Origin of the sequence: Streptomyces sp. CB03234, from assembly GCF_001905885.1 — a bacterium.
Classification (GTDB): Bacteria; Actinomycetota; Actinomycetes; order Streptomycetales; family Streptomycetaceae; genus Streptomyces.
In genome coordinates this window covers 1,313,107-1,331,857 of sequence record NZ_LIYH01000002.1, presented here as the reverse complement: position 1 = coordinate 1,331,857, position 18,751 = coordinate 1,313,107, and the positions used below count along the sequence as shown (strand labels likewise).

Below are 18,751 nucleotides of genomic sequence, written 5' to 3'. Positions count from 1 at the left end.
CGAGGGCTGACGCCCCCACATCCCCACGCGGCAGCTTCGCGCCGCGGAGGACACCGGTACCCGTCCCTCCCCCCAGTTGGCCCGCAGTCGGCGTCCGGCCGGGCGGGGCCGTGCAGGGTCGTCCCCGCAGAGGTTGGCGGCGCCGTAGCGGCTCCCTTACCCGGCGCCCAAGGCCGCCGGCCTCGAGGAGACGAGCCCGGAGGGGCCACGCCCCCACCCACCGGCATGGCCGCCGCCCCGGCCGGGCACCGGGAACGGCACCGCACCAGGGCGAACCGGGAAAGGGCACCGCACGGGTCCCGTTGTGCCCACCCGTCCCTCCCCCTAGGGCTTCGCCCTAGGGGGACCCCCAGCGGGACGACAACAGGGGAGCAGACCCCAGCGGGACGACTGCCCACAACAGGGGCGGGCCCCAGCGGGACGACTCCCCACAACGGGGGGCGGGCCCCAGCAGGACGACTCCCCACAACGGGGGGCGGGCCCCAGCAGGACGACTCCCCACAACGGGGGGCGGGCCCCAGCAGGACGACTCCCCACAACGGGGGGCGGGCCCCAGCAGGACGACTCCCCACAACGGGGGGCGGGCCCCAGCAGGACGACTCCCCACAACGGGGGATGCGGGCCCCAGCGGAACGACTGCCCACAACGGCGCCACCAGGCGGGCACCACAACCGGGCCCGCACACCGCGGGGCGGCGCCGTGCCGCAGGGCGCCACGCCGGTGGGCAACGGGACAAGGGGCCGTCGCCCGGAGGGCGGGCCTACCGGCCGGAGGTGAGGTCGCGGCAGCGCTTCACGTCGTCCGCGATCGCTTCCAGCAGGTCCTCGATGGACGCGAACTTCGCCTGCCCCCGCACGTACGCCAGGAAGTCGACCGCCACGTGCAGCCCGTACAGGTCGAGGCCGACGCGGTCGATCGCGTACGCCTCGACCGTCCGCTCCGTGCCGTCGAACTGCGGGTTCGTGCCGACCGAGATCGCCGCCGGCATGCGCTCGCCCGCCGCCGTGAGCCAGCCGGCGTAGACGCCGTCAGCCGGGATGGCGGTGTGCGGCAGGGTCTCGACGTTCGCGGTCGGGTAGCCCAGCTCGCGGCCGCGCTGGGCGCCCTGTACGACCACGCCCTCCACACGGTGGGGCCGGCCCAGGATCTCGGCGGCGCCCTCGACGTCGCCCGCGGCGACCAGGCGCCGCGTCAGGGTGGACGAGAAGGGCTCGCCGCCACCCGCCTCTCCGCGCACGTACAGGTCGACGACCTCGACCTCGTAGTCGTACGTGGCGCCCATCTCGCGCAGGAAGTCCACGTTCCCGGCCGCCCGGTGCCCGAAACGGAAGTTCGGGCCCTCGATGACGGCGCGCGCGTGGAGCTTGTCGACGAGGACCTTCACGATGAAGTCGGCCGGCGACAGCTGGGAGAACTCGGCGGTGAAGGGCAGCACGAGCACCGCGTCGACGCCGAGCTCGGCCATCAGTTCGGCGCGCCGGTGGTGCGGGGCGAGCAGCGGCGGGTGGCTGCCGGGGCGGACGACCTCCGACGGATGCGGGTCGAAGGTCACGACGACCGACGGGATGCCGAGCTCACGCGCCCGCTCCACCGCCCGTCCGATGATCAGCTGGTGTCCGCGGTGCACCCCGTCGTAGGAGCCGATGGTGACGACGCTGCGCCCCCAGTCCTGGGGGATGTCCTCCAAGCCACGCCAGCGCTGCACTGTGACCGCTCCTCGCCCGAACCCGTGTACGTCATTGACCGCTTACGCAGGTCTAAGACTGCCATGCCCACGGCTTCCGGCCCGCATCGGCATCGGATGGGCCGGACCGGCCGGGGCGCCGCCCAGGCTCTCGACGGTCCGGCGGGCGCTGGGTCCGACCACGAACGCCCAGTCCCCCGGGGCCTGCCGCAGCCATCCGACCACCAGGGCGGCGAACCCGGGCACCTCCCTGGCCAGCTCCACGAGCCGCCGGTCGAAGCAGGTGGCGCCCTCCAGCGTACGGACGAGGAGCAGCCCGGTGCGGTGGACCAGCTCCCGGGTGCGTGCCTCCGGGCGCCGCGCGGCGCCGAGTGCGGCGGCCCGCAGCAGCGCGTCGAGCACGGCGAGGTCGCGCCCGTCGTGGCTCTCGTACCGCTCGTATTCCAGGAGTACGTCGAGGAGCTCGTCGCGCAGCGGTCGTGACGCGCGCGTGCCGGGCGCCGCGAGGACCGGGGCGAGCGCGCCGCGGACCTCCACGGGGCTGCCCCGCAGCACTCCGCTGACGAGCGGGAAGAGAACGGCCCGGGCGGCCGGGCCCTGCTCCAGGCGCCGGTCGACGTACGCGGCCGCGTGGGCGGCGCCCTCGGGGTGGCGGTCGACGTACGCCCGGACCAGGTCGGCGGCGCGGCGGGCGAGCGCGGGCGTGCGGACCTCGGCGAGCACCTCCAGTACGGCCCCGGGACCCGGGCCTCCATCGAGGAGCCGGCGACGGAACGCGGCGAGGACCTGCTCGGGGTGGGTGTGCAGCGCGGCGGCGAGCGCGCTCGCGGGCAGCCCGGGGGTACCGGCGCGGAAGGCGGCCAGGGCCTGGCGCAGGTACGGGGAGCGGCTGCGCGGGTCGCGTACGAGCAGGCCGAGCGCCGGTCCGTGCAGAGCCTGTTCCCCGGGGCGGGCGAGGAGCGCGAGGGCGGCGTACCGCAGCAGTTCCCGGTCCGCGTCGGCGGTGACGTGCGCGGCGAGCAGCTGCCCGTACGCGGCGGCGGCCACGCGGCGGCCGGGCCGGGTGTCGTCGTGGGCCCAGCGGTCGACGGCTCGGCACAGCGCGGCGGGCTCGTCCTCGGCGAGGGCGGCGAGCAGCTCGTCGGCGCGCGGGTGCGCGGTGGTCACGAGGGCCTCGCACAGGTCGTCGACGGCCAGGTCGCGGTGGGCGTACAGCAGTGCCTGCGCCGCCCCGGCGACGGTGGGCCGCACCCGGGCGCCCGGCTCGGCGGGCAGCGGCCGCTCGTCGGTGAACCAGCGGCACAGCAGGGGCTGTACGCCTCGCGGGTCGGCTGCCAGGCGTACGGCGACGGCGTCCAGGTAGCGCGGGGCGGCGCACCCCCCGGGCGGCCCGTCGGCGGGCACGAGCCGGCGCAGCAGGTCGAGGCGGTCGTCCTCGCCGAGGCGGAGCCGCTCCCAGAACCAGGGCCCGAACTCGCCGAACCCGCCCCGGCCGGAGCGTGCGGTGACGCGCTCGGCCAGCAGCCGCAGCACGCCCAGGTACGGCCGCAGGTCCGGCAACCTCAGCAGCGTCTCGCCCAGCAACCGGGCGCCCCACCACTCGGCGTCCTGAAGCCGCCCCTCCCTGGGCCGGTCCACACCCACGCCGCCCCGCTCCTCGCCCTCGTCCAAGGCGTCGACGGCGTCAACGGCGTCGATGGCGTCGATGGCGTCGATGAGGGCCTCGAGCCGCCGGGCCAGGGCGGTCGGGCCCTGGGTGCGGTCCAGGAGGAGGAGCGCCTGGAGGACCGGGCCGATCCGGTGGCGCGGGACGGGGAGAACGGGCGGGGCGGGCTGGACCCCCAAGGCACCCTCCAAGGCACCCTCCAAGGCCTCCTCCAAGGCACCCTCCACGGCGCCGTCGAAGGCCTCCTCCACGGCCTCCTCCCCAAGGTCCTCCCCGTGGACCAGCGCGTCCAGCGCCGCGTCGAGGTCCAGGTGAGTGCCCTGGATCCAGTCGCCGAACTCCTCGTGGGCGAACCGGTAGCCGGCCCCCGCCGGGACCAGGAGGCCCTCCGTCAGGACGGCGGGCGCCCAGCCGGTGGCCCAGGGGAACAGTTCCTCGAAGGCCTCGCGGGACAGTTCCCCCTGCCCGGGCCCCAGGCAGCGCCGCGCCGCCTCGTGGACGCGGCCCGCCACCCGCGTGGCCAGCCGCCGTACCGCGGCGCCGTGCAGCGCGGGCCGGGACGCGGCGGCGATCCGGACGGCGACGCGCAGGCACATCAGGTCCAGGTACGCGGCGAAGATCTCCGCCCGGCCGGGCCGCCCCGGTACGTCCCCGGGCAGGGCCTCCCGTACCTCCGCGAGGAGCCGCAGCGCCAGCGGGTGCCGGGCGTCGTCCGCCGCGAGGGCGTCGCCGGGCAGCCCGTACCGTTCCCGCGCCCGCTTCGCCTCGCGCCCGGCGAGGTCGCCGATCCGCAGCGCGTCCGGCAGCCGCCACGCGGGCCGCCCGGGCCGGTGCAGCGCCCCGGAGGGGTACAGCGCGCCCGCCTGTTCCCAGTGCTCGGGGCGGCAGGCGACGACGAGCCGGGCGCGGTGCGCGCGCAGCCACGACACGGTCCCGGCGGTCCAGGCGGCCGGCCGGTGCGCGAGGGCGGGCGGCATCTCCTCCGGCCCGTCGAGGAGTACGAGGAGGGGGCGCCCCCAGTCGAGGGCGAGCCGCGCCACCCGTTCGGGGGTGGCGGTGCCCATGTCGCCGGGCGCGCCCGAGCAGGCCACGATCCGGCCGGCCGCCCGCAGTGCCCGCGCGACGCCGTCGGCCAGGGACGTGTCGTCGGCGCGCAGGTCGGCGCCGCGCAGCCAGAGGGTGGGGGCGGGTGCGTCGCCCCGTGCGCGCCGGGCGGCGAGGGCGCGCAGTTCGGCGGTCCGGCCGGTTCCCGGGTCGCCGACGAGGGCGAACGCCACGGCGTCGGACGCCTCGAAGGCCGTCAACTCGTCGGCGACGGCGCGCCGTTCCACCGGGTCGGGCCAGGCGCTGGGCCCACCGGCGGGCCGGCCCGTCGTGGCGGCGAGCCGGAGGACACCCGCGAGGTTCAGGTCGGCGCCGTACGCGGGGACGGTGGCGGCGTTGCGCCGCAGCAGCGCGGCCAGTGGGCCCTCGGGCGCCGCCGCGGCGACCCGTGCGAGCGGGACGGCGAGCCCGGCCGCCCGGTGCCCGGCGTGCAGCGCCGTCCCGAGCACGCCCAGTACCGCGCCGGTGGCGGCGTCCAGGACGGGGCCGCCCGCGGCCTCGCCGCCCCGCCGCAGCGCCTCGCTGCCCTCGGTCCCGATGGCGAGCTCCAGCACGTCACCGAGCAGGTGGAACCGGTCGGCGGCCGTGTAGGTCACCCGGGCGGTGCCGAGCACGCGCGCCTCGCGCCAGCCGTGCGCGGCGATCCGTACGTACGTCCCCGCCTCGACGCGCCCCCGGGCGGCCACCGGCAGCGGGCTCACGCCGAGCCCTTCGGTGCGCACGAGCGCCAGGTCGGCCTCGGGCAGTGGAGTGATGGCATCGGACCCGGCCACGTACGTGCGGCCGCCGGGCGCGCGCACCTCGATCCGGTCGAGCCCGTCCACGGCTTCGTGGCTGGTCACGACCGTGCCCTCGTCGTCGGCGACAAAGCCGGCCCCCCGGGTCCGGCCGGCCGGATCGCAGATCCGCACCAGCGTCGCCCGTTCCCCGCGTTCCATGGTTCGACGGTAGGGCGGCGTTGATCACCGGGAGAAGGACGTGGTTCGAAAGCGCCCCCGAGTGCCCCCGTCATTCACTCCGAGCGCCTGCCCAAGTGGGTGAATCCGCGGTGCCGGGCGGACAGACCCTCTGGGAGGGGGGTCGTGGAGCGGGCCTGTTGCCCGCTCCACGGTGCGAGCGATCGCCGGAGCGCGGTCAGCCGAAGACCGCCAGGCTCTTCGCCTTGCCCTTCTTCTCCTCCACCAGCGCCAGGAAGCGGCCCTCCGGCCCGAAGACCGCCACGGGGGCCGTGTCGTAGGCGGGCATGTCCAGCCGTACGCCGTTGAGCAGCAGCTTCGCCCGCCGCTCGTCCACGTCCCAGCGGGGGAACGCGGCCGCCGCGGCCTCGGCGATCGGCATGACGGTGAGCTCCTCCTGGAGCTGGTCCAGGGTGCGGGCCGCGTCCAGCTTGTACGGGCCGACCCGGGTGCGCCGCAGCGCCGTGAGGTGGCCGCCGACGCCTAGCCCGGCGCCCAGGTCGCGGGCGAGGGCGCGGATGTACGTACCGGAGGAGCAGACCACCGACACGACCAGGTCGACGACGGGGGTGCCGTCCTCCGCGACGGCGTCACGCATGTCGTACACCTGGAACGACGACACCGTCACCGGGCGGGCCGGGATGTCGAACTCCTCGCCGCCCCGCACGCGCGCGTACGACCGCTTGCCGTCGATCTTGATGGCGCTGACCTTGGACGGCACCTGCATGATGGCGCCGGTCAGTTTGGCGACCTCCCCGTCGACGGCCTCACGGGTGACCCGGGAGGCGTCGGCGGACGAGGTGATCTCGCCCTCCGCGTCGTCGGTGATGGTGTTCTGCCCGAGGCGGATGGTGCCCAGGTACTCCTTCTCGGTCAGCGCGAGGTGACCGAGGAGCTTGGTGGCCTTCTCGACGCCGAGGACCAGCACACCGGTCGCCATCGGGTCGAGCGTCCCCGCGTGTCCGACGCGGCGGGTCCTGGCGATCCCGCGCATCTTGGCGACGACGTCGTGCGAAGTGAAGCCCGACGGCTTGTCGACGATGACAAGCCCGTCGGGCGTCCTGTTGTGCTGTGTCATTCCGAGGCTTCGCCCTCGTCCTCGTCCTCGTCCTCCGGCTTGCGGTACGGGTCGGCCTCGCCGGCGTACGTCTTGCCGGTCGACACCTCGCGCACCTCCGCGTCCTTGGCCCGCGCCTTGTGGAGGAGGTCCTCGATGGTGCGGGCGTTGTCCGGCAGGGCGTCCGGTACGAAGGTCAGGGTCGGCGTGAAGCGGACGCCGGTCTGCTTGCCCACCTCGGAGCGCAGGATGCCCTTCGCGGACTCCAGGGCCGCCGCCGACGCCGCCCGCTCCTCCTCGTCGCCGTAGACCGTGTAGAAGACCGTGGCCTCCCGCAGGTCACCGGTGACCCGGGCGTCCGTGATGGTCACGAAGCCCAGTCGCGGATCCTTGATACGCCGGTCCAGGGTCTCCGCGACCACGACCTGGATGCGATCGGCCAGCTTGCGGGCCCGCGCGTTGTCGGCCACCGGTCCTTCTCCTCTTTCGTCCTACGTTCGTCGTGCCACAGTGCGGCACGTTCAGTCTTCATCGGTGTGCATCCGCCGGCGTACCGACAGCAGCTCCACCTCGGGCCGGCCGGCGACCATGCGCTCGCACCGGTCCAGCACGTCCGTCAGGTGCCCGACGTCCCCCGACACCATCGCGAGACCGATGTGGGCCCTGCGATGGAGGTTCTGGGAGCCGGTCTCCGCCACGCTCACCGCGAATTTGCGTTGCAGTTCCGCGATGATCGGGCGGACGACGGAGCGCTTCTCCTTCAACGACCGTACGTCGCCGAGGAGCAGGTCGAAGGACAGAGTCCCCACATACATGTGTGCCCGGATGTCCCGCCGGTTCGGGTTCAGGGCCCTGCCAACCACTTGGCAGGGACACCAAGAACCGTACACGCAACGGCCGGGGCCGATCGACGGAAATACTTCCGCCGACCGGCCCCGGCTGCCGTGGCTGGGATCAGCCGCGCGGCTTCTCGCGCATCTCGTACGTCGCGATGACGTCGTCGACCTTGATGTCGTTGAAGTTTCCGAGGTTGATACCACCCTCGAAGCCTTCGCGGATCTCGGTGACGTCGTCCTTGAAGCGACGCAGACCCTCGATGTTGAGGTTCTCCGCGATGACCTTGCCGTCGCGGATGAGGCGCGCCTTGGTGTTGCGTCGCACCTCGCCGGAGCGGATGAGGACACCGGCGATGTTGCCCAGCTTGGACGAGCGGAAGACCTCGCGGATCTCCGCCGTACCGAGCTCGACCTCTTCGTACTCCGGCTTGAGCATGCCCTTGAGGGCCGCCTCGATCTCCTCGATGGCCTGGTAGATCACCGAGTAGTACCGGACGTCGACGCCCTCGCGCTCCGCCATCTGCGCGGCACGGCCGGCCGCGCGGACGTTGAAGCCGATGACGATGGCGTCGGAGCCCATCGCCAGGTCGATGTCCGACTCCGTGACCGCACCGACACCGCGGTGCAGGACCCGGATGTCGACCTCTTCGCCGACGTCGAGCTGGAGCAGCGACGACTCGAGCGCCTCGACGGAACCGGAAGCGTCACCCTTGATGATGAGGTTGAGCTGCTGGATCTCGCCGGCCTTGAGCACCTTGTCCAGGTCCTCGAGGGAGACGCGGCGCACGCGCTTGGCGAACGCGGCGTTGCGCTCACGGGCGGCACGCTTCTCGGCGATCTGACGGGCCGTACGGTCCTCGTCGACCACCAGGAAGTTGTCGCCGGCGCCCGGGACGTTGGTGAGACCGAGGACGAGGACCGGGGTCGAGGGACCCGCCTCTTCCACGTTCTCGCCCTTGTCGTCGAGCATGGCGCGCACTCGGCCGTAGGCGTCGCCCGCGACCATCGTGTCGCCGACCCGCAGCGTGCCTCGCTGGACCAGGACGGTCGCGACGGCGCCGCGGCCCTTGTCCAGGTGGGCCTCGATGGCAATACCCTGCGCGTCCTGCTCCGGGTTGGCCCGGAGGTCGAGCGACGCGTCGGCCGTGAGGATCACGGCCTCCAGCAGCTCGTCGATGTGCAGGCCCTGCTTGGCGGAGATGTCGACGAACATGGTGTCGCCGCCGTACTCCTCGGCCACCAGGCCGTACTCGGTCAGCTGACCGCGCACCTTGACCGGGTCCGCACCCTCGACGTCGATCTTGTTGACCGCGACCACGATCGGCACGTCGGCCGCCTTGGCGTGGTTCAGCGCCTCGATCGTCTGGGGCATCACACCGTCATTGGCCGCGACCACGAGGATCGCGATGTCGGTGGACTTCGCACCACGGGCACGCATGGCGGTGAACGCCTCGTGACCCGGGGTGTCGATGAAGGTGATCTTGCGGTCCTCGCCGTTGACCTCGGTGGCGACCTGGTACGCACCGATGTGCTGCGTAATACCGCCGGCCTCGCCCGCGACGACGTTCGTCTTGCGGATCGCGTCCAGCAGTCGGGTCTTACCGTGGTCGACGTGACCCATGACGGTCACGACCGGCGGACGCGGTGCGAGGTACTCCTCGCCGCCCTCGTCCTCGCCCCACTCGAGGTCGAAGGACTCGAGCAGCTCGCGGTCCTCCTCCTCGGGGCTGACGATCTGAACCGTGTAGTTCATCTCGTCGCCGAGCAGCTGCAGCGTCTCGTCGGAGACGGACTGCGTGGCGGTGACCATCTCGCCGAGGTTCATCATGACCGCGACGAGGGACGCCGGGTTGGCGTTGATCTTCTCCGCGAAGTCGGTGAGGGACGCACCGCGCGACAGGCGAACGGTCTCGCCGTTGCCGCGAGGCAGCATCACGCCGCCGACCGACGGGGCCTGCATGGCCTCGTACTCCTGGCGCCTCTGCCGCTTCGACTTACGGCCACGACGCGCCGGACCGCCGGGACGGCCGAACGCACCCTGCGTGCCACCACGGCCACCGGGACCGCCGGGACGGCCACCGAAGCCGGGACGACCGCCGAAGCCGCCGCCACCGCCACCGGGACCACCGGGACGACCGCCGCCGCCACCGCCGCCACCGGGACGGCCGGCGAAGCCGCCGCCACCGCCGCCGGGACCGGCCGGACGACCGGCGAAGCCGCCACCGGGACGACCGGCGCCGCCGCCGGGACGACCGGCACCGCCACCGGGACCGCGGCCACCGCCACCGGGTCCACCGCCGGGGCGGGGACCGGCAGCCGGACGCTGCGGCATCATGCCCGGGTTCGGGCGGTTACCGGCGGGGCCGCCACCCGGGCGCGGGGCCTGGGGACGGGGCATGCCGCCGGGAGTGGGACGCGGGCCACCGGGACCGGCCTGGGGACGGGGACCGCCCTGACCGGCGCCCTGCGGACGCGGACCGCCCGGGGCACCACCGGGGCCACCGGGACGCGGGGCGCCGCCCGGACGGGGCGCCTGCGGGCGCGCCATGCCGGTGGAGCCACCAGAGGTGAACGGGTTGTTGCCCGGACGCGGACCCGCGGGACGCGGGGCACCCGGACGGGGGGCCTGACGCTCGCCACCGGGGCGCGGGGCGCCGCCGGGACGGCCACCGCGCTCGCCGCCCTGACCGCGCTCGCCCTGCGGGCGGCCGGCGGGACGGGGACCGGGGGTGGCACCGGGCCGGGGACCGGCGGCCGGGGCCGACGGGGGCGCGGTGAACTCCGGGGCGGTGGGAGCCGGGGAGGCGGGCGCCGGCTTGGGCGCCGCCGCGGGCTTCGGACCCGGGGTGGGACGCGGGCCGGGGGCCGGCGTCGCGGGCTTCTCCGCCACCGCGGGCTTCTCGGCCGCCGCGGGCTTCGGCGCGGGGGCGCCGGGCTTCGGGGCGGCGGGACGTGCCGCCTGCGCCGGGGAGGGCGCGGCGGGGGAAGGCTTGGCAGGCGCGGCCTTGCGAGGCGCGCCCGGCTTGGCTGCGGACTTGCCGGCGTTGCCGCCGGGCCCCTGCAGCGCGTCAGTCAGTTTACGTACAACCGGCGCTTCGATGGTCGAAGACGCCGAACGGACGAATTCACCGAGTTCCTGGAGCTTGGCCATGACGACCTTGCTCTCTACACCGAACTCCTTGGCGAGTTCGTATACCCGGACCTTAGCCACTTCGCTCCTTTTAGGTCCGGGTTACCGCCGGACCGTCGCTACTTCATGGGCGTACTCATCGCGTACTCATCGAGTGCTCATCGCAATCTCGACCTACTTCCAACTCGCGAGGTACCTGACCGCACGGTGTTCCGTGCCGTACTTCTTCTTACGGTGCCGAACTTACGGTGCCGAACTTACGGGTGCCGACTGCTCGACGTACTGGCGGACGTCCGCGACTTCGAGCGGCCCCTGGACCCTGAAGGCCCTGGGGAACGCCCTGCGGCGGACCGCCAGGTCGAGACAGACCGAGGCGGGATGCACATAAGCACCCCGGCCGGGCAGCGTACCGCGTGGATCGGGGGCGCAGCCGCCCTTGATCAACACGATGCGCAGCAGATCGCGCTTGGCCGCTCGCTCCCGGCATCCCACACAGGTTCGCTCAGGGCAGGCGCGGGCGTGCGTCCGGCCAGACACGGTTAAGTCTACCTCCCCGCACCGACCTCACCCCTTTGGGGCAAGAATCGAACGGTTGTTGTCGTGATCTCGCCATCGCACAACGTGACCATGGCGGGTTCTATTCCCCGGAGCGGGTTCAGTCCTGCTCGGAGCCCTGCTCGGAGGTCTGCTCGGTGTCCGGGCGGATGTCGATGCGCCAGCCGGTCAGGCGGGCGGCCAGGCGGGCGTTCTGCCCCTCCTTGCCGATCGCCAGCGACAGCTGGTAGTCCGGCACGGTCACCCGGGCGGACCGGGCAGCGAGGTCGACGACCTCCACCTTGGAGACGCGGGCCGGGGACAGGGCGTTCGCCACCATCTCGGCCGGGTCGTCCGACCAGTCGACGATGTCGATCTTCTCGCCGTGCAGCTCGGCCATGACATTGCGCACACGGCTGCCCATCGGGCCGATGCAGGCGCCCTTGGCGTTCAGTCCCGAACGGGTGGACCGTACCGCGATCTTGGTGCGGTGGCCGGCCTCACGGGCGATCGCCGCGATCTCGACCGAACCGTCCGCGATCTCGGGGACCTCCAGCGCGAACAGCTTCTTCACCAGATTGGGATGTGTACGCGACAGGGTGACGGACGGGCCGCGCACGCCCCTGGCGACGCGGACGACGTACGTCCGCAGCCGCAGCCCGTGCGTGTACTCCTCGCCCGGCACCTGCTCCTGCACCGGAAGGATCGCTTCCAGCTTGTCGTCCAGCTTGACCAGGACGTTCTTGGGGTCCTTGCCCTGCTGCACCATGCCGGCCACGATGTCGCCCTCGCGGCGGGCGTACTCGCCGAACGTCACGTCGTTCTCGGCGTCCCGCAGCCGCTGCTGGATGACCTGACGGGCGGTGCTCGCCGCGATGCGGCCGAAGTCCGACGGCGTGTCGTCGAACTCCTTGGGCTCCTGCCCCTCCTCCAGGTCGGCCGGGTCCTCCTTCGCCCACACCGTCACATGACCGGTCTGCCGGTCCAGCACGACACGGGCGTGACGGCGGGCTCCCTCGGTGCGGTGGTAGGCGATGAGGAGGGCCGACTCGATCGCCTCGACCAGCAGGTCGAAGGGAATCTCCTTCTCCTGCGCCAAGCCCCTCAGGAGCTTCACGTCGATGTCCACGGCTACGCCTCCTCTTCCTTCTTGTCCTTGCGGTTGAACTCGATCTCCACGCGCGCCTTCGCGATGTCCCCGAACGTCACGCGGCGGGCGGTGGGCTTGCGCCCCTTCACGCCCGGCACCTCGAGATCGAGGCCGTCGTCGTCCACGGAGAGGATGCGGGCCACCAGCTCGGCGCCCTCGTGCAGCTGGAGCTTCACGAGGCGGCCGGTGGCGCGTACGTAGTGGCGGTGCTCGGTCAGCGGGCGGTCGGCGCCCGGCGAGCTGACTTCGAGGACGTACTCCTCGTCGCCCATCGCGTCCGTCTCGTCGAGCTTGTCGGAGATGGCGCAGCTCAGCTCGGCACAGGCGTCGAGTTCCACGCCCTCGTCCGAGTCGACGATGATCCTCAGCATCCGCCGCCGGCCCGCCCGGGACACCTCGATCTCCTCGAGGTCCAGGTCCCTCTCGCTGACCAGCGGTTCCAGCAGCCCGCGCAGCCTTTCGCTCTGGGTGGTGCTCATCCGGGTGACTCCTCGGCCGCGTGTGCTGTTGTGTGGATCGTCGCGTGTCAGATCAAAGGGTATCCGGTCGCGGGGGGTGTTGCCGTCCACCTCGCGCGAGCCGCGGGTACGCTCGCCTGCGGTGATCTTGGGCTTTGGGTGGAGGGAGTGACGCGTGGGGCGTACGGGGACGACACGGAGACGTGCGCTCATCGCGACGGGCACGGTGGCCGCGGCGGGTGTGCTCGGGGCGTGCACGTCGGACGGCGGCCTTGGCGGTACGTCGTCGTCCGCGGCGGAGGCCGAACGCGCGGCCCGCGCGGAGACGGCGCTGCGGCGCCGTTCGGCCGCGACGAGCGCGGCGCTGCTGGCCCGGTTCGACGCCGTGCTCGCCGCGCACCCCGCGCTGACCGCCCGGCTGACCCCGCTGCGCGCGGCGGTCGCGGCCCACGTGACGGCCCTGGCCCCGGCGGGCGCCACGCCCGCCCCGACGCCCCCGGCACCCCCGGACGGCCCAGCCCGCGCGGGCGCCCCGGGCACGCCGACGACCCCGGAGGGCCCGGCCCGCGCGGGGGCCCCGGCGGGCCCGGCGGCGCCGGGGGTGGCCGCCGGGCCGGGCGGTCCTGCCCGTACGGGCGCCCCGGGTACCGGGGGGCCCGGGGCCGTCATGGCCGCCGGGCCCGTGCCCGCCGACCCCACCGTCGCGGTCGCCGAGCTGGCCGCGGCGGCGCGGCGGGCGGCCGACGCGCACGCCGCCGCCCTCCTCACCGCTCCGCCCGAGTACGCCCGGCTGCTGGCGTCCGTCGCGGCCTCGGGGGCCGCGCACGCGTACCTGCTGACCAGTGAAGGGATCCCGTCATGAGCGAGGCCGCCCTGGAGGCCGCGCAGGCGGCGCTCGCCGCCGAGCACGCGGCGGTGTACGGGTACGGGGTCGTCGGCGGCCGCGTCGGGGACGGACGGCGGGCGGAGGCGACCGCCGCGTACGACGCCCACCGGGCCCGGCGGGACGCGCTGGCGCGGACGGTGCGCGACCTGGGCGGGAAGCCGGCCGCGTCCGCCGCCGCGTACGCGCTGCCGTTCCCGGTGCCGGACGCGGCCGCGGCCGTACGGCTGGCCGCCGAGCTGGAGGACCGGGTCGCGGGCGTGTACTCCGACCTCGTACGCGCCGCGGAGGGGCCGCTGCGGCGAGAGGCGGCGAGCGCGCTGCGGGAGGCCGCGGTGCGGGCCGTGCGGTGGCGGGGCAGCGGCGTAGCCTTTCCTGGGCTCGCCGAGCGACTGTGAGCCCCGGCTTTCGAGAGGGAACAACGCACGCATGGGTTTTGAACCGCCGCAGCGACTGGTGCGGGCTCTCGGCGAGACGTACGGCGACGCGGCCGCGGGCGACTGGCTCGCCCGGCTTCCGGAGCTCGCCCGGCAGGCGGTGGACCTGCGGCACCTGGACGTCGAACGGGTGATCGCGCCGGGCGGCCGCAGCAGCCTCGTCGTCCTCGTACGGCTGCCGGACGGCACCCCGGCCGCGCTGAAGGTGGTGCCGCCGTTCGCCGCGCCGGACCTGGAGCGGGCGGCGCTCGCCCACTGGGACGGCTGGGGCGCGGTGCGGGCGCTGGACACCGCCGGGCCGGACCTGCTGCTGGAGCGGCTGCACCCGGAGGTGAGCCTGCGCTCCCTGCCGGAGGCCAAGGCGCTGCTGGAGGCCGCCGGCACGGTGCGGCGCCTGTGGGTGGCCCCGCCGGAGGGCCACGGCTTCGAATCGGTCGCCGAGCGGACCGCGCGGCAGGCGGAGGCGATGCGGGCGGTGAAGGACACGGAGAGCGCCGAGCTGGTGTCGGCGGCGCTCGGCGCGCGGGACGAGCTGGTCGCGGACGCTCCCGAGGAGCTGCTGCTGCACGGCAACTTCCGCCAGGGCAAGGTGCTGGCCGGTGACCGGGCGCCCTGGCTGGCGGTCGGTCCGGACCCGCTGGTGGGCGAACGCGCGTACGACCTGGCCCGGCTGGTCCGCGACCGGGTCGAGGACCTGGTCGCGGCCGCCTCCGGCCCGACGTCCGGGCGCCGCCGGGTGAACAAGCTGGCCGACTCCCTCGACGTGGACCGTGAGCGGCTGCGCGGCTGGACCCTGTTCCGGGCCGTGGAGTCGGGGGCGCGGGCCCTGGCGGCAGGACGGCGGCAGGACGGCGAGCTGCTGCTGGAATTCGCGAGCTGGCTCTAGAACTCCCCAGACGGCCCCACAGGTGCGATATTGGGCATAACGCACCCGTAACCCACCCGGCTCCTATGGCAGGGGGTTGTCATGGTCGAGGAACTGCTCACGGCGGCCGCGGCGACGGGCTCCGCAGGCGCGCTGTACCTGTCAGCCGCCGCCAGGGTCATCAAGCAGTACGAGAGGGGCGTCGTCCTCCGGTTCGGCCGGCTCCGGCAGGGCATCCGGGCGCCGGGCTTCACGCTCGTGGTCCCGTTCATCGACCGGCTGCACAAGGTCAACATGCAGATCGTGACCATGCCGGTGCCCGCCCAGGAGGGCATCACCCGCGACAACGTCACGGTCCGGGTGGACGCGGTCGTGTACTTCAAGGTCGTGGACGCGGCCGCCGCGATCATCCGGGTCGAGGACTACCGGTTCGCGGTCTCGCAGATCGCGCAGACCTCGCTGCGGTCGATCATCGGCAAGAGCGACCTGGACGACCTGCTCTCCAACCGGGAGAAGCTCAACCAGGGGCTGGAGCTGATGATCGACAACCCGGCCGTCGAGTGGGGTGTGACCATCGACCGGGTCGAGATCAAGGACGTCTCGCTGCCGGAGACGATGAAGCGCTCCATGGCCCGCCAGGCCGAGGCCGACCGCGAGCGGCGGGCCCGGGTCATCAACGCGGACGCGGAGCTGCAGGCGTCGAAGAAGCTGGCGGAGGCGGCGGGAGTGATGTCGGAGACGCCCTCCGCCCTGCAGCTGCGGCTGCTGCAGACCATCGTGGCCGTCGCCGCCGAGAAGAACTCGACGCTGGTGCTGCCGTTCCCGGTGGAGCTGCTGCGCTTCCTGGAGCGGGCCGGGCAGAACCCGCCCTCGATGGGACAGCAGTGGGCCCCGCAGCAGCAGTTGCACGTCCACGACCCGCACCTGCACGACCCGCTCGACACGTTCCGCGCGTCGCAGCCGGTCCCCGAGCCACCAGTCCACGAACCGGCGCCGGCACCCCACGTACGGGACGACGACGCCGGCACGGCGGGCTGCATCTGACGTCGCGCGCGCCCCGCCCCACCCACCGTCCCGCAGTCGGCGTCCGGCCGGGGCGGGGCCGTGCAGGGTCGCCCCCGCAGAGGTTGGCGGCGACAGTCGGGCTCCCAACCTGGAGAACCCAAGGCCGCCGGCCTCGAGGAGGTGAGCCCGGAGGGGCCCCGCCCCACGCGCCCCGGCGGTGGCCGCCCCGCAAGCGGCACCGCGCCGGGGGTGAACGAGAGACCCCCGTCCCGTTGTGCCCACCCGTCCCTCCACCTAGGACTTCGTCCTGGGGGACCCCCAGCGGGACGACTGCCCACAACGGGGGGAGCTCGCCCGGCGGGACTACTGTCCACAGCGGGGTCGGCGGCAGGCCCGACCGTGGGGCAAAGTCCACGGAGGCCAGGGCCGCCCAGGGCCGAGCCGGGGGGCGAGTCCAACGAGCGGCCACGCCCGGGGAGGGGGCCCGACCAGGGGGCCTGGCCTGAGGTGGAGGCCGGAGCCTCCGTCACCCGGCACCGGGTGCAGATCAGGGCCGGATGTCACCCGGCACCGGGTGCAGATCAGGGCCGGATGTCACCCGGCACCGGGTGCAGATCCAGGCCGGGTGCCACCCGGCGCCCCGGGGGGCAGGCCCGACCCGGGGGCCGGGCCCCGGGGGCGTCAGGCGCTGAGGCGGGCGATCGCCTCGTCGACCGTGAGCTCCTCGCGCTCGCCGGTGCGGCGGTCCTTCAGCTCCACGACGCCCTCGGCGGAGCGGCGGCCGGCGACGAGGATCTTGGGGACGCCAATGAGTTCGGCGTCGGTGAACTTGACGCCCGGCGAGACGCCGGCGCGGTCGTCGACCAGGACGCGGAGGCCCGCCTCGCCGAGCTTGCCGGCGACGTCGAGCGCGAGCTCCGTCTGGAGCGCCTTGCCGGCCGCGACGACGTGGACGTCCGCCGGGGCGATCTCGCGGGGCCAGCACAGGCCCTGCTCGTCCGCGTGCTGCTCGGCCAGGGCCGCGACCGCGCGGGAGACGCCGATGCCGTACGAGCCCATGGTGACGCGTACGGGCTTGCCGTTCTGGCCGAGGACGTCGAGCTGGAAGGCGTCGGCGTACTTGCGGCCGAGCTGGAAGATGTGGCCGATCTCGATGGCGCGGCCGATCTCGAGGTCGCTGCCGCAGTTCGGGCAGGGGTCGCCCTCCTCCACCACGACGACGTCCAGGTACTGGTCGACCTCGAAGTCACGGCCGGCGACGACGTTCTTCGCGTGCGTGTCGGGCTTGTTGGCGCCGGTGATCCAGGCCGTGCCGGGCGAGACGCGCGGGTCGGCGATGTAACGGACCTTGTCCAGCCCCTGCGGGCCGACGTAGCCGCGTACGAGGTCGTCGCGGCCCTCGAAGTCCTCGGCGGTGACCAGCTCGACGGTGGCCGGAGCCAGGTGGTCCTCCAGCTTGCCCATGTCGACCTCGCGGTCGCCCGGCACGCCGACGGCGACGATCTCGCCGTCGACCTTGACCAGGAGGTTCTTCAGCGTGCGGGACGCCGGGACGTCCAGGTGCGCGGCGAGCGTCTCGATGGTCGGCGTGTCGGGGGTGTCCAGCTCCTCGACCGGGCCGTGCGCGGTGGGGTCCTCCGGCTGCTGCCTGAACGTGACGGCCTCGGTGTTGGCGGCGTAGTCGCAGTTGGAGCAGGAGACGAAGGTGTCCTCGCCCGCGGCGGCCGGGGCCAGGAACTCCTCCGACGCCGAGCCGCCCATGGCGCCCGAGACAGCGGAGACGATCTTGTGGCGGAGGCCGAGCCGGTCGAAGATGTTGATGTACGCCTGGCGGTGCAGCGCGTACGACTCGGCCAGGCCCTCGTCCGTGGTGTCGAAGGAGTACGAGTCCTTCATCTGGAACTCGCGGCCGCGCAGGATGCCGGAACGGGGACGCGCCTCGTCGCGGTACTTCGTCTGGATCTGGTAGAGGATCACCGGCAGGTCCTTGTAGGACGTGCACTGGTCCTTGACCAGCTGGGTGAAGATCTCCTCGTGGGTGGGGCCGAGCAGGTAGTCGCCGCCCTTGCGGTCCTTGAGGCGGAACAGCTCGGCGCCGTACTCCTCCCAGCGGCCCGTCGCCTCGTACGGCTCCTTGGGCAGCAGCGCGGGCAGCAGGACCTCCTGCGCGCCGATCGCGTCCATCTCCTCGCGCACCACGCGCGAGACGTTCTCCAGGACCTTCATGCCCAGCGGCAGCCAGGACCAGATGCCCGCGGCGTTGCGGCGTACGTAACCGGCGCGGACGAGCAGCTTGTGGCTGAGCGTCTCGGCGTCCGCCGGGTCGTCGCGCAGTGTCTTGACCATCAACCGGGACATGCGCTGGACCTGGGCCATGGGGAACTCTCCTGCGGTGAAAAGTGTGATGGCTAGGAGGTTAGCTCCGGGGCGGCTGCCGAAGGAAATCAGTTCGGCCGCGGCAGCGGCAGCGGCGCGCCCATCACCGCGTACGGCTTCGTGGCACTGGGGAAGTGGACCCGGCGCGCCAGGTCCCGGTAGCCGAGGGCGCGGTAGAGGAACCGGGCCGGGTTCTCGACGTCGATGGCCGAGAGGATCGAGCGTGGCTGCTCGGCGGCGTCCGTGATGGTGGTGATCAGCTCACGCCCGATGCCCCGGCCCTGGAAGGCGGGGTGGACGTGGAGCTCGGTGATGACGAAGGAGTCGTCGAGCCAGGCGTCGTTGCCCTCGCGGACGAGGTAGGGCTGGACGACCGTGGACCACCAGTGCGTACGGTCGTTGGGCATCCCGTACACGAAGCCGACGAGCCGCCCGGTCGGTGTGGTCGCGCCGTAGGCGCACGCGCCCGGGCTGAGCAGGTGGCGCAGGACGATGTGGCGACGTACGGCGACCTCGTCCTCGGTCAGCCCGAAGGCGAGGGCCTGCACGGCGAGGGCGTCGTCCACGCGCGCGGCGAGGTCGACGGGGCGGACCACGACGTCATCCATGC

General features: G+C 73.7%; 15 protein-coding genes. 4 read left to right on the top strand and 11 right to left on the bottom strand.

What is annotated here, in order from left to right; genetic code table 11:
• Positions 1 to 760: 760 nt before the first annotated feature.
• The 9 genes from AMK26_RS12980 to rimP form a co-directional block, all read right to left on the bottom strand.
• Positions 761 to 1,705 carry a bifunctional riboflavin kinase/FAD synthetase gene (locus AMK26_RS12980; RefSeq protein WP_073754655.1) on the bottom strand — a complete coding sequence of 315 codons (945 nt, stop codon included), beginning with the start codon at positions 1,703 to 1,705 and terminating at the stop codon, positions 761 to 763.
• 42 nt (positions 1,706 to 1,747) lie between these two features.
• Positions 1,748 to 5,392, bottom strand: a complete 3,645-nt coding sequence (locus AMK26_RS12975) for a S1 family peptidase (RefSeq protein ID WP_073754654.1) — start codon at positions 5,390 to 5,392, stop codon at positions 1,748 to 1,750.
• Positions 5,393 to 5,588: 196 nt separating this feature from the next.
• A complete protein-coding gene (gene truB / locus AMK26_RS12970; protein ID WP_073754653.1) occupies positions 5,589 to 6,488 on the bottom strand; it encodes a tRNA pseudouridine(55) synthase TruB in 900 nt (299 codons plus the stop codon).
• Positions 6,485 to 6,937 (bottom strand): 30S ribosome-binding factor RbfA, encoded by a 453-nt coding sequence (gene rbfA, locus AMK26_RS12965; RefSeq protein ID WP_073754652.1) that lies wholly within the window; start codon positions 6,935 to 6,937, stop codon positions 6,485 to 6,487. Before rbfA ends, truB begins: the two co-directional genes overlap by 4 nt.
• Before the next feature lie 51 nt (positions 6,938 to 6,988).
• Positions 6,989 to 7,282, bottom strand: a complete 294-nt coding sequence (locus tag AMK26_RS12960; RefSeq protein ID WP_073754651.1) for a DUF503 domain-containing protein — start codon at positions 7,280 to 7,282, stop codon at positions 6,989 to 6,991.
• A gap of 139 nt (positions 7,283 to 7,421) precedes the next feature.
• Positions 7,422 to 10,514 carry a translation initiation factor IF-2 gene (infB, locus tag AMK26_RS12955; RefSeq protein ID WP_073754650.1) on the bottom strand — a complete coding sequence of 1,031 codons (3,093 nt, stop codon included), beginning with the start codon at positions 10,512 to 10,514 and terminating at the stop codon, positions 7,422 to 7,424.
• 162 nt (positions 10,515 to 10,676) lie between these two features.
• Positions 10,677 to 10,970, bottom strand: a complete 294-nt coding sequence (locus tag AMK26_RS12950; protein WP_073754649.1) for a YlxR family protein — start codon at positions 10,968 to 10,970, stop codon at positions 10,677 to 10,679.
• A gap of 118 nt (positions 10,971 to 11,088) precedes the next feature.
• Positions 11,089 to 12,096, bottom strand: a complete 1,008-nt coding sequence (nusA, locus tag AMK26_RS12945; RefSeq protein ID WP_073754648.1) for a transcription termination factor NusA — start codon at positions 12,094 to 12,096, stop codon at positions 11,089 to 11,091.
• Positions 12,097 to 12,098: 2 nt separating this feature from the next.
• Positions 12,099 to 12,596, bottom strand: coding sequence for a ribosome maturation factor RimP (rimP, locus tag AMK26_RS12940; RefSeq protein ID WP_073754647.1), 498 nt, complete (start codon positions 12,594 to 12,596; stop codon positions 12,099 to 12,101).
• A 154-nt stretch (positions 12,597 to 12,750) separates the two neighbouring features.
• Here rimP and AMK26_RS12935 point away from each other — a divergent pair, with 154 nt between their 5' ends.
• The 4 genes from AMK26_RS12935 (at position 12,751) to AMK26_RS12920 (ending at position 15,804) form a co-directional block, all read left to right on the top strand.
• The gene (locus AMK26_RS12935; RefSeq protein WP_073754646.1) at positions 12,751 to 13,437 is read left to right on the top strand and encodes a hypothetical protein; all 687 of its coding nucleotides are present in this window, start codon (positions 12,751 to 12,753) and stop codon (positions 13,435 to 13,437) included.
• The gene (locus AMK26_RS12930; RefSeq protein WP_073754645.1) at positions 13,434 to 13,856 is read left to right on the top strand and encodes a DUF4439 domain-containing protein; all 423 of its coding nucleotides are present in this window, start codon (positions 13,434 to 13,436) and stop codon (positions 13,854 to 13,856) included. The genes AMK26_RS12935 and AMK26_RS12930 overlap by 4 nt, the downstream gene beginning before the upstream one ends.
• Before the next feature lie 31 nt (positions 13,857 to 13,887).
• Positions 13,888 to 14,781, top strand: a complete 894-nt coding sequence (locus AMK26_RS12925) for an aminoglycoside phosphotransferase family protein (protein ID WP_073754644.1) — start codon at positions 13,888 to 13,890, stop codon at positions 14,779 to 14,781.
• Between the two features lie 81 nt (positions 14,782 to 14,862).
• On the top strand, positions 14,863 to 15,804 hold the full coding sequence (locus AMK26_RS12920) for a slipin family protein (protein WP_079277553.1): 942 nt from the start codon (positions 14,863 to 14,865) through the stop codon (positions 15,802 to 15,804).
• Positions 15,805 to 16,446: 642 nt separating this feature from the next.
• Here AMK26_RS12920 and AMK26_RS12915 read toward each other — a convergent pair.
• Positions 16,447 to 18,141 carry a proline--tRNA ligase gene (locus tag AMK26_RS12915; RefSeq protein WP_073754643.1) on the bottom strand — a complete coding sequence of 565 codons (1,695 nt, stop codon included), beginning with the start codon at positions 18,139 to 18,141 and terminating at the stop codon, positions 16,447 to 16,449.
• Positions 18,142 to 18,209: 68 nt separating this feature from the next.
• Positions 18,210 to 18,749: a GNAT family N-acetyltransferase gene (locus AMK26_RS12910; RefSeq protein ID WP_073754642.1), complete on the bottom strand. Its 540-nt coding sequence runs from the start codon at positions 18,747 to 18,749 to the stop codon at positions 18,210 to 18,212.
• Positions 18,750 to 18,751: the final 2 nt, after the last annotated feature.

What these genes read in the sequence shown, in the direction of transcription:
- AMK26_RS12925 (WP_073754644.1), top strand. Translation starts at nt 13,888, where the DNA reads ATGGGTTTTGAACCGCCGCAGCGACTGGTGCGGGCTCTCGGCGAGACG.
- AMK26_RS12960 (WP_073754651.1), bottom strand. Translation starts at nt 7,282, where the DNA reads ATGTATGTGGGGACTCTGTCCTTCGACCTGCTCCTCGGCGACGTACGG.
- rimP (WP_073754647.1), bottom strand. Translation starts at nt 12,596, where the DNA reads ATGAGCACCACCCAGAGCGAAAGGCTGCGCGGGCTGCTGGAACCGCTG.
- AMK26_RS12920 (WP_079277553.1), top strand. Translation starts at nt 14,863, where the DNA reads ATGGTCGAGGAACTGCTCACGGCGGCCGCGGCGACGGGCTCCGCAGGC.
- AMK26_RS12910 (WP_073754642.1), bottom strand. Translation starts at nt 18,749, where the DNA reads ATGGATGACGTCGTGGTCCGCCCCGTCGACCTCGCCGCGCGCGTGGAC.
- AMK26_RS12975 (WP_073754654.1), bottom strand. Translation starts at nt 5,392, where the DNA reads ATGGAACGCGGGGAACGGGCGACGCTGGTGCGGATCTGCGATCCGGCC.
- AMK26_RS12915 (WP_073754643.1), bottom strand. Translation starts at nt 18,141, where the DNA reads ATGGCCCAGGTCCAGCGCATGTCCCGGTTGATGGTCAAGACACTGCGC.
- AMK26_RS12930 (WP_073754645.1), top strand. Translation starts at nt 13,434, where the DNA reads ATGAGCGAGGCCGCCCTGGAGGCCGCGCAGGCGGCGCTCGCCGCCGAG.
- truB (WP_073754653.1), bottom strand. Translation starts at nt 6,488, where the DNA reads ATGACACAGCACAACAGGACGCCCGACGGGCTTGTCATCGTCGACAAG.